The sequence below is a fragment of the Dellaglioa sp. CoH-57-MRSF-16 genome (genome assembly GCF_056782055.1).
This window is the reverse complement of the sequence record NZ_JBXAXZ010000002.1, coordinates 50,108-57,040: the sequence shown is the minus strand read 5'-3', so window position 1 is coordinate 57,040 and position 6,933 is coordinate 50,108. Positions and strand designations below refer to the sequence as shown.

General features: G+C 32.5%; 9 protein-coding genes. All 9 read right to left on the bottom strand.

The annotated features are described in order from the left end of the window. Positions 1 to 635, bottom strand: a 635-nt coding sequence (locus AC1RPH_RS02170) for a hypothetical protein (RefSeq protein ID WP_481761195.1), incomplete at its 3' end; no start/stop codon positions are given. Positions 636 to 700: 65 nt separating this feature from the next. Next, on the bottom strand, positions 701 to 1,339 hold the full coding sequence (gene ytpR, locus AC1RPH_RS02165) for a YtpR family tRNA-binding protein (RefSeq protein WP_481761194.1): 639 nt from the start codon (positions 1,337 to 1,339) through the stop codon (positions 701 to 703). Between the two features lie 2 nt (positions 1,340 to 1,341). Beyond that, positions 1,342 to 1,800 carry a universal stress protein gene (locus tag AC1RPH_RS02160; RefSeq protein ID WP_481761193.1) on the bottom strand — a complete coding sequence of 153 codons (459 nt, stop codon included), beginning with the start codon at positions 1,798 to 1,800 and terminating at the stop codon, positions 1,342 to 1,344. A gap of 18 nt (positions 1,801 to 1,818) precedes the next feature. After that, positions 1,819 to 2,139, bottom strand: a complete 321-nt coding sequence (locus AC1RPH_RS02155; RefSeq protein WP_409022701.1) for a thioredoxin family protein — start codon at positions 2,137 to 2,139, stop codon at positions 1,819 to 1,821. Positions 2,140 to 2,144: 5 nt separating this feature from the next. After that, a complete protein-coding gene (gene pepA / locus AC1RPH_RS02150) occupies positions 2,145 to 3,224 on the bottom strand; it encodes a glutamyl aminopeptidase (RefSeq protein WP_409022702.1) in 1,080 nt (359 codons plus the stop codon). 165 nt (positions 3,225 to 3,389) lie between these two features. Further along, positions 3,390 to 4,049 (bottom strand): tRNA (guanosine(46)-N7)-methyltransferase TrmB, encoded by a 660-nt coding sequence (gene trmB, locus AC1RPH_RS02145; RefSeq protein WP_409022703.1) that lies wholly within the window; start codon positions 4,047 to 4,049, stop codon positions 3,390 to 3,392. A gap of 74 nt (positions 4,050 to 4,123) precedes the next feature. After that, positions 4,124 to 4,912 (bottom strand): phosphotransferase, encoded by a 789-nt coding sequence (locus tag AC1RPH_RS02140; RefSeq protein WP_481761192.1) that lies wholly within the window; start codon positions 4,910 to 4,912, stop codon positions 4,124 to 4,126. A 65-nt stretch (positions 4,913 to 4,977) separates the two neighbouring features. Continuing rightward, positions 4,978 to 6,195 (bottom strand): ABC transporter permease, encoded by a 1,218-nt coding sequence (locus AC1RPH_RS02135; protein ID WP_481761191.1) that lies wholly within the window; start codon positions 6,193 to 6,195, stop codon positions 4,978 to 4,980. Next, entirely contained in the window at positions 6,192 to 6,929 is a 738-nt protein-coding gene (locus tag AC1RPH_RS02130) for an ABC transporter ATP-binding protein (protein WP_481761190.1), read from the bottom strand. Before AC1RPH_RS02130 ends, AC1RPH_RS02135 begins: the two co-directional genes overlap by 4 nt. Between the last annotated feature and the right edge of the window lie 4 nt (positions 6,930 to 6,933).

Below are 6,933 nucleotides of genomic sequence, written 5' to 3'. Positions count from 1 at the left end.
TGTACTTCTTCATTAGTTTGGTGATTGGTACTTACAAATGCAAGTTCTTCACGTGACAAAACTTCAGGTTTATTTTTAAAAACGGCTAATTCATTTTGAGCCTCATTCTCAGAAACTGATATTTCAAATAATCCTCGAGCTAAAGCGTGCTTGTTATTAGCAACTACATTTATATTTGCTTTTTTTATCTGTTCATTTTTTTCATCAAACACATCAGGCTCTAAATTTGTATTTTGTAATAAAGTATCTTCTTGTTTATTATCTTCGATTACTGAATCTACTTCTGGTACTATTTTTTTAGCTACACTATCCACAGAATATAACGTATTTTCATCATTATTAGATACTTGATTTTCCTCTTCAGCAAAATCATCAAACAGTAAATAAGTATCCTTTGCTTTAGTTAATTGAACTAAAATTTTCCGATACCTTACGTTTTTATTTTGCTTTTTATTTGTAAAAAATGTGGGGATTTGTTTTGGTTTGAAACCTCGAGAATAGCGATTAATTTGTGCTTTTTCACTTTGACTATCTATCTTTGTCTCTTTGCGCGCAAATTTCTCATTGTGATGTGGTTTATTTACATCTTTTTTTAACGTTTTCTTATAAAATGCAGGTCCATCGTAACGCTCCATTAATTTCATCCTAACTATGTAAAAAACTAATTGCAATAACCGCAATTAGTTTTTATAAATCTATATTATGCAAATAATTTGGCTGCCTTCTCAAAATCGAATGCATCACCAACATGATTCATCTTTTCATCTAAAACTAAAATACCATGGACAGTTGGAGCATTAGGAATAGCCAACTCTTGAGCTGAACAAACCATGCCATAACTATCAATACCACGTAATTTACCCGGCCAAATAATAGCCCCAGTTGGCATCATTGCGCCAACTTTAGCAACAACAACAAGCTGACCTTGTTCAATATTAGGTGCACCACAAACGATATCTAGTGTCTCACCATTATTGACTTCAATTTTTGTGATATGCAAATGATCAGAATCAGGATGTTCATTACATTCAGCTACATATCCCACAACAAATTTAGGATCGTCATCGACAACAAGTACATCCTTAAATCCAGCAGCAACGATAAGTTGATTTAATTTTTCTACTTGTTTTTCATCTAAAAAGATTTGTCCGTTACCTACTAAATCAAGTGATTCTTTAGAGATTTCTAGAAAATTAAATCCCAACGTTTCATTCGATTTTTCATTGAAAATACGAACGACATTATTTTTTAATTCTGACTTTTGGTTTTCTACCTCTTCACGTAAAACAACCATTAATGTATCGCCAACGTTCTTTAAATTATAACTTGCTATTAACATATTTATTTATGAGTTCCCTTCTTATTATCACTAATGACTAAGACGTCACATGGCGCATTTCTTAGAATTGCATCTGTTGTTGATCCATTCACAAATCTTTCAACAACGTTAGCCCCTGTTTGCCCAACCATAATTAAATCAATATGTTTTTCTTCTGGTATTTCACGACTTAATAAAACTTTAGAAGATCCATATACTAAAATAGTTTCAACATCAATAACGCCCTTATCTATCGCAATTTGTTTGTAGTCGGCTAAGGTATCATTTAATCGCTTAACTTCAGTTGTAACGTCATCTTCATCTTCAGAAAATGTATTGTCAACACTTCGCTCAACAACATGTACAACTATTAAACTAGCCTCGTTTTTTAAAGTACTCTCAACTGCCTGATTAAATGCACGTTCAGATTGCACACTTCCATCTATCCCGACCATTACTCTTTTATAAACTTGTTCAAACATCACTATCACCCCAATGGTTTAGTCTAATTTGTTCATAAATGATTCGATTTGTTCTTTCGTTTTACGCTCTTTATTCACATAACGATCAAGCTCAACACCGTTATTGTATGCAACAAAACTCGGAATACCAAAAATACCCCAATCTTGGCAAAGTTCAATTTGTTCATCGCGATCTACTTTATAGAATTTAAAATCGGAATACTCTGCTTCAATTTCAGGCATTAATGGTTCAATAAAGTTACAGTCTGGACACCAACCTGCCGTAAAATAAAACAATGATTTACCATTCAATAATAATTCATTTAATTTATCTTTTTCTAAAACTTTTAATTTTTCCAATCTAACTACCCCTTAATGATTGTATCGACAGTTGAACGGTCCAATCCTAAAATTGTTTTTTCAAGTAATTCTTTTGCTGCTTCATAGTCTCTGATTGAGAACATTGTTTGATGCGTATGAATATAACGTGCACAAACGCCAATAACAGAACTTGGAATACCATTATTTGCTGTTTGAGCTGCGCCAGCATCAGTACCACCTTGAGAAACAAAGTACTGATAAGGAATATTGTTATCCGAAGCAGTATCCAATAAAAATTCTTTTAATCTAGGAAGCGTTACTAATCTTGGATCATAAATTCTGATCAACGTTCCTTCACCAAGATGTCCAAATGTTCCCTTTGTTGTTTCAATATCATTTGCTGCTGAACAGTCGACAGCAAAAAATAAATCAGGTTTCAGCATATTTACTGCACCTGGCGTGCCTCGTAGTCCAACTTCTTCTTGAACATTAGCACCAGCGAATAAAGTATTTGGTAATGTTACGTCTTTTAATTTTTCAAGTGTTTCCAGTACTGCAGTACAACCGTAACGGTTATCCCATGCCTTACTAATAATATTTTTACCATTAGCTGTTTTAATTGTTTCAACATCCGGAACAATATAATCTCCTGGTGCAATACCAAACTCTTTTGCTTCACTTGCAGATTCAAATCCACCATCAAATAAAATATCATTAATTTGTGGTGTTGCATTTTGATGATTATCACCACGCAATAAATGAGGTGATACTGAAGAAGAAATTATTGGGTACGTTTGACCTGATCGTGTTGTTAGTGTGAATCGTTGTGAAGAAACAACAAATGGATTCCATCCACCAAGTGGGCGAACTGAAAATAACCCATTGTCATTAATTGCGGCAAGCATGAATCCAACTTCGTCCATATGAGCAGCGGTCATAATTTTAGGTGCATTTATATCTGCATTTTTACGGATACCAAAAATCCCACCCAAACCATCCTGAACAACCTCATCAACATTTGGTGTCATTTTTTCGCGCATTACATCACGTACGTTATTTTCAAATCCACTTGTTGCCTGAAGTTCAGTCATTGTTTTAACTAAATTAAACGTTTTATCATTCATATTAGAGAGCCCCTTTTCATTTTATTGGACGAATTAGTCCCAATTTTGTCTACTCACTTAGCTTAATATTTCTTACTTTATATTATATAATAGTACCATAAAAGAATCCATGAATGTAGCTTAGTTACTATGTAACGGCGTTTTTACAAAAAAAATCTGGAATTTTTATTCCAGATTTTTAGACGTATTAAAATGTGCTTCTAACTTATAGATAGGCTGTCCCTTTTTACTAAATTTTTCTTCATATTCAGTCATGACATTATCTTCAGCTTCAACGCTTGCATGTAAATCAAGCCAAACTTGATCATAACCCATTCCATACTCATTTAAACTAACTAATGAGTATTCAAACAAGCCACGATTATCTGTCTTAAATTCAAGATGACCATCATTTTTCATAACTTTTTCATAGCCTTTTAAGAAACTGCCATGAGTAAGTCGACGTTTGGCTTGTCTTGTTTTAGGCCAAGGATCTGAAAAATTCAAATAAATGCCATCAACTTCATTATCATCAAAAAATTCAGTTACCGAATCACCGTTACCTAAAATTAATTGTAAATTTGGAATTTGTGCTTCAACTTGTTTCTTCAACGTAATTGCTGCAATTGTCGTTTGCAATTCAATTCCGATAAAATTATATTCCGGAAATTTTCTAGCCATTCCCATAATAAATCCACCCTTACCCATACCTATTTCAATAAAAAGTGGTTGTTTTTTCTCAAATCTTGATTGCCATTTACCCTTAAACTGATTAGGTGATGTTACAAGTAGTTCCGGATGTTCTGCAATTAACGGTTCAGCCCATGCTTTATTTCTTAATCTCAACTTATATATCCTCATTTCATTTGATAAAGTAAGTGGGGCTAGAACGTATTAATCGTTTTAGCCCCACTTACTTTTTAATCCATTTTTATATTATATTTTTGTAATTCTATTATTGCCTGATTCATTTCATGAAATCGACTTAATTGATGTGCTTTTTTTATTCGTTGTAATTTTGCTATTATAATGTACCAGTTTATTCTGTTTAATAAATCGTTATTCTCCAATGACTCATGATAACCACTCAGCCAACTACTCCATTGTGTATCTGGAATGTATTCAGACATAACTAAGCTCAAATCCATAGCAGGATCAGCAATTTTTGCTGACTCCCAATCAACTAAATATAATTGATTAGTATCAGACTGTAACCAATTTCGATGATTCAAATCACCATGACAAACTGTATACTTATCCGTTGATAGTTCAGGTTGATGTTCATTTAATTGCTGAAACATTTTTGATAGCAAGGGGTGCTGCTTTAAATCATCACTCAAATCGTCAAAATAATTAGCTAATAAGCCACTAGGTGTGATAACTTCTCCACCAACCTGTCTCAACATATTTTTTAATTGCTTTGAGCGATGAATTTTAGATAATAATTCAGGAACCATTTTTTGATCCATTTCATCAGAATGAAGGTTTCGTCCATTTAGCCACTCTTGTGCAGTTATTGTATCCCCACTTGAGATTCGCTTAGTCCAAATTAATTTTGGTGTAATACCAGCAACTGAGAGCGCAGCTAAAAAAGGTGACATATTTTGTTTCAAAAACACCTTTTCTTGTGCACGTGTACCCATGTATGCAGTGCCTGTATCTCCACCAATTGGTAACAATTGCCAACCGGGATCTAAATTAAAATCCATACTATTATTACCTCTTTTTCCCGACTAAGCTCTGATGCTATAGTTTCATCTTACAAACATCCCTATTATACGTCAAGGATTTTTTTAACTCTGGTAACTAAGTAAACATTAGTAAACAGCATTATTTCCACTAAACTCACCAAAACACCATAACCCATCATTAAAAATTGTCCTGTACCAATATAGATTGCGATATTAAAAAGTACTGCACTTACACTTATAATTGTTAATGTAAACTTTTTGAAATTCTTAATTTGATACTCTTTTCCTTTTGGATATAGTCTAGTAAAAATAATATTATCGTAATGTTTTGCAAAAGGTAACAATTGAAAACCAATCAGATAAATAAATAAGATTAAAAATGCGAGTGCTAGCCAACCATTTGAAATAAATGCAATAATTAGCGCTCCAATTAGAGTTAATCTAATAAATAAGCCACTAAATTCAGTTCCGCGAATAAATCCCCTTGCATATAAAAATGTATAAACATTTGCGTCATCTTTTTTAATATGATTTAAAATGAAATCAAGGTACACTCTTCTCTTAACATTCCCTCTAACCATTGGTACATCAGTAAATAAATTAAAGAAACGGTAAATCCCTAACATTCTATTTTCTTCAAAACTGATTGCTTTTTTCCAATCAAAGATTTCCTTAAATCCTTTTGCAGCTAGCTGATTTAAAACAAAGCTACTTAAAATAGCAACGATAAAACTCAGAATAAACGTACCATATAATCCAAGGATATAAATCAAAATAGGCAATAAAATATTAACTAATTTGATACTTCCCCAACTAAACCGGTTATTTTGATATTTTTCAAGTAATGAAATGACTAACCAATTATTTTTCAAGCATAGTTGCGTTAAAATCAAGAAAATAATATTGATTACTGAGATTTTCATTCCAATCATCATAACTGGGATAAGTAACACAATAAATCCAACTTGCATTAAGCTGGCCATAACTGTTGAATAGCGTTTTGCCTTTTTTAAATAACTAATTAATGCATGTTCCTGTGGTAAAAGAAAAACAATATCCGCTTCTTTTAATAACGTACTTAAACGGCCGATTTGTAAAATCACCAGTAATCCAATCACTAATGCAGGCCGATACCAAACTAAATTAACAGGCATCACCTTTAGCCCATTTGAATAAGCCAAACCAAGTCCACCAACAAAAAACATAATTGCAACAACAAAATGATCATTCAAAACATATCGTAAATATTTTAATAATAATAACTGATGACTTTTTAAACGTGTTGTCCATAAGTCTTTCATTTTGTTACCTCTTCCTTAGTTAAACCAAGATAAATTTCATCTAAGGAAGCATCTGGATTCTTATAGGCTTGTCTTAATTCAACCATTGTTCCTTGTGTTTTAATTTCACCTTTATTCAGTAAAATGAACCAATCGCAATACTTTTCAGCTGTGGCTAAAACGTGAGTTGACATTAAGACACTTGCGCCACGCTTCTTTTCAGCAACAATTAACTCTAATAAATCGTTAATTGCTAAGGGGTCTAGCCCGAGAAATGGCTCATCAATAACATAAAAATCAGATTCTGTTAAAAAAGCACAGACAATCATAACTTTTTGTTTCATCCCTTTTGAAAAGTTAGCGGGAAACCATTCTAACTTGTTATCAAGTCTAAATATTTTAAGTAATTCATTAGCTTTTTTCCATGCCTTAGTTTCATTCAATCCATAAGCCATCATTGAGAGTTCAATGTGTTCTTTTAATGTTAATTCTTCATAAAGAATAGGCGTTTCAGGAATATATGCTAAATGTGATTTATAAGCCTGGCTATCTTCCCTTAAGGTTACGCCATTTAATTTAATAGTTCCTTTTTGCGGGGTTAATAACCCAATTATATGATTGATTGTAGTCGATTTACCTGCACCATTTAAACCAATTAAGCCAACGACATTTCCAGGTTTAACTTCAAAAGAAATATCTTTTAAAACTGGTATTTGAGAGTAACCACCCACTAAATTTTTAACTTCTAATGTCATTTTC

Excerpts from the sequence above, each read along its gene's own strand:
- AC1RPH_RS02140 (WP_481761192.1), bottom strand. The coding sequence starts at position 4,912 with ATGGATTTTAATTTAGATCCCGGTTGGCAATTGTTACCAATTGGTGGA.
- AC1RPH_RS02135 (WP_481761191.1), bottom strand. The coding sequence starts at position 6,195 with ATGAAAGACTTATGGACAACACGTTTAAAAAGTCATCAGTTATTATTA.
- AC1RPH_RS02130 (WP_481761190.1), bottom strand. The coding sequence starts at position 6,929 with ATGACATTAGAAGTTAAAAATTTAGTGGGTGGTTACTCTCAAATACCA.
- pepA (WP_409022702.1), bottom strand. The coding sequence starts at position 3,224 with ATGAATGATAAAACGTTTAATTTAGTTAAAACAATGACTGAACTTCAG.
- ytpR (WP_481761194.1), bottom strand. The coding sequence starts at position 1,339 with ATGTTAATAGCAAGTTATAATTTAAAGAACGTTGGCGATACATTAATG.
- AC1RPH_RS02160 (WP_481761193.1), bottom strand. The coding sequence starts at position 1,800 with ATGTTTGAACAAGTTTATAAAAGAGTAATGGTCGGGATAGATGGAAGT.